Origin of the sequence: Salipiger sp. HF18 (genome assembly GCF_011806505.1) — a bacterium.
In the GTDB taxonomy this organism is placed as follows: domain Bacteria; phylum Pseudomonadota; class Alphaproteobacteria; order Rhodobacterales; family Rhodobacteraceae; genus Salipiger; species Salipiger thiooxidans.
Genome location: NZ_JAATOS010000534.1, coordinates 1 through 2625 on the forward strand (window position 1 = coordinate 1; position 2625 = coordinate 2625).

Here is a 2625-nt window from a genome sequence, read left to right on the forward strand (position 1 = left end):
TCCAGCCGGTGTTGGGATCCTCGCTCGGCACCAGGAACAGCACCGTCTGCCCGAACATGTCGTGATCGGTGACAAGGCAGCTGCGGTCGTCGTTGTCGGGCACGCCCTTCTCATCCAGCAGCTCGTGGTACTTCTTGCGCAGCGGCGTGATGTCGGCGCGGTGGCTCAGGCGCAGCACCACCTCGAAGGTGGTCAGATGATCTTGCATGGTCCAGTTCTCGAAGGGTTCGTCGACAAAATCCGACACCGGCACGATTAGCCGCCGCCCGGTCCAGACCCGCAGCTGCACGAAGGTGAAGTGGATGCGCTCGACCGAGCAGACATGGCCCTTGTAGGTGATGCGGTCGCCGATCCGGGCCGACTGGTTCAGCGAAATCTGCAGCGACGCCATGATGTTGGAGAGGATGTTCCGCCCGGCGAAGGCCACCAGCAGCGTCAGCGTGCCCGCCGAGGCCAGCAGCGAAATGCCGAGCGACTGCATCACGCTCGCCTCGTTCAGCACCACGCCAACGCCCACCACGGCGATGACGACCAGCATGAAGCGGCGCACGGCCGAAACCTTGGTGGCGACCGAGCGCCGCTGCTCCTGCCCCTCGCCGATGGCGGACAGTTCAGCCCCATCGAAGGTCACAAGCCGCGACAGGATGGCGTCGGCGGCGTTGACCACAAGCCAAAGCACCGCGACCACGATCCCCATGACCGTCAGCGGCGAGATCACCGTCTCGATGCGGCCCGAGAAGATGAAGAGGTTGTTGCTGATGAGGCTGAGCACCACCGTCATCACCAGCAGGACGATCGGGCCGCGCGTCGCCACCAAGAGAGATTCCGGTGCAATGCGGCGGATGCGGTTGTAGCCCTTCGACATCAGCTTGTAGGTCAGCCACCCCGAGAAGGCGGTGATCAGGATGCCGAGCGGGAAGCCCACCACCTCCCACCAGCGCAGGCCCCAGAAGGCGGGCTGGCGCAGCGGCTCTGGCATCATCTGTTCGAGCTTCGAGGGGCCGTAGGTGGCGCCAAGCGCCGGCAGGTGGTCCACCGTCTGCTTCGAGATCACCCAGACCGGCTCTTCCCCCAGCGCCTTGATCCGGTTGATCCGGATCGGCACAGGCCGTCCGCCCACCTCGACGAACCAAAGCAGGATGGATTTCTGCGGCTTGCCCGCCATCGCGCGGTCAGAGCTCAGGCGCGAATCCAGCCCGTCCGGCCGGTCGGGCACGCCATACCAGTCGATGACGATCTTGCGCTCGAGGAGGTTTAGGAAATCCCGCGCCAGATCCTCGGCATTGGCGCGCTGGTCCGCGAGCGGCAGATCCGAGAGGTCGAGGATGTGGATCGCCGCGTCCCAGTTGTCTTCGCGCGCGGTGTTGAGGAAGCTCTCGAGGCTCGAGCGCGGCGTCTCGCGATCGATGCCGTCGGGCGCGGGCGGTAGGCCGGGATTGAGGTTGTCGGTCTCGAACCAGTAGTCGGACTCGGTCTCCTGCGCCATGGCTGGCGCATGGAACGTGACCGCGAACAGCAGCGCCGCCGCGGCGAGAAGGAGTTTGTGAAATCCCGGCATCGGCAAGGGAACCCCCGGACGACCCGCCCGGTTCCCTCGCCCCCGATTTATCTCCCCGTCAGGGGGCGTGGATCAGTGGTAGCGGAACTCCCCCACGACCTGCCGCCATTCGCCGGCCGAGATCATCTTGCGGTGGGTGAAGCGGATCGAGTGCAACGGCCCCTCGATCCTGTCCTGCCAGAATTCGATGAACTTGAAGAGCCGCGGGTGATCCGGGGCAAGGTCGTAGTCCTGCCACACGAAAGTGTTGAGAACGTTCCGGTAGTCGGGCATCCGGTAGAAGATCTCGGCGGTGGTCAGACCGTAGCCCTTGAGCATGAGCTCTGTCGGTGTTTCCTGCATGGCTTTACCTCGTAGGGTCTACGTGGTTATAAGCCTGCGGGGCGAGTCGTTATTTTTCAACGAAAACAATCTGTTATCAGGCAACAGAAGTGGCTGCCAGATTTGTCCGGCCGCTGGCATTGCGCCCCACATCCTGTCTCTGATATAAGCCTTTTCAACAAGATATAGCATAAGAATGGACGGGCGAGCATCGTGACCGACACGCCGGAACCCCCTGAAAACGATGACGAAATGAGCGGCCCCGAGCGCCCGCGCTACAGCGGCCCCGGCATTTCCATCATCGACGAGATGAAGTCGAGCTATCTCGATTACGCCATGAGCGTGATCGTGAGCCGCGCGATCCCCGATCTGCGCGACGGCCTGAAGCCTGTGCACCGACGCATCCTCTACACGCTCTGGGAAAACGGTCAGACCAAGTCCAAGTCCTACCGCAAATGCGCCACCGCCGTCGGCGACGTGATGGGTCGTTACCACCCGCACGGCGACTCGGCGGTCTACGACGCGCTGGTGCGGATGGCGCAGGACTTCTCGATGTCGCTGCCGCTGATCGACGGTCAGGGCAACTTCGGCTCGATGGACGGTGACCCGCCCGCCGCCTACCGTTACACGGAATCGCGGCTCGAACGCACCGCCGAGGCCCTGCTCGAGGACATCGACAAGGACACCGTCGATTTCGTCCCGAACTACGCCAACGAACGCAACGAGCCCGTGGTGCTGCCCGCCCG

The 2625-nt window shown here is 63.7% G+C and carries 3 protein-coding genes; 1 reads left to right on the plus strand and 2 read right to left on the minus strand.

What is annotated here, in order from left to right; genetic code table 11:
* Both HC022_RS23685 and HC022_RS23690 read right to left on the minus strand, forming a co-directional pair.
* The coding region (locus tag HC022_RS23685) for a mechanosensitive ion channel family protein (protein WP_167454040.1) at positions 1-1558 on the minus strand (1558 nt) is incomplete at its 3' end.
* Between the two features lie 72 nt (positions 1559-1630).
* On the minus strand, positions 1631-1900 hold the full coding sequence (locus tag HC022_RS23690; protein WP_089960590.1) for an usg protein: 270 nt from the start codon (positions 1898-1900) through the stop codon (positions 1631-1633).
* Positions 1901-2131: 231 nt separating this feature from the next.
* On the opposite strand from HC022_RS23690, the gene HC022_RS23695 reads away from it, so the two are divergent.
* A partial coding sequence (locus HC022_RS23695; RefSeq protein ID WP_303049095.1) for a DNA gyrase subunit A occupies positions 2132-2625 on the plus strand: 494 nt, incomplete at its 3' end.

Coding starts and splice junctions, on each gene's coding strand:
- HC022_RS23690 (WP_089960590.1), bottom strand. CDS start 1,900: ATGCAGGAAACACCGACAGAGCTCATGCTCAAGGGCTACGGTCTGACC.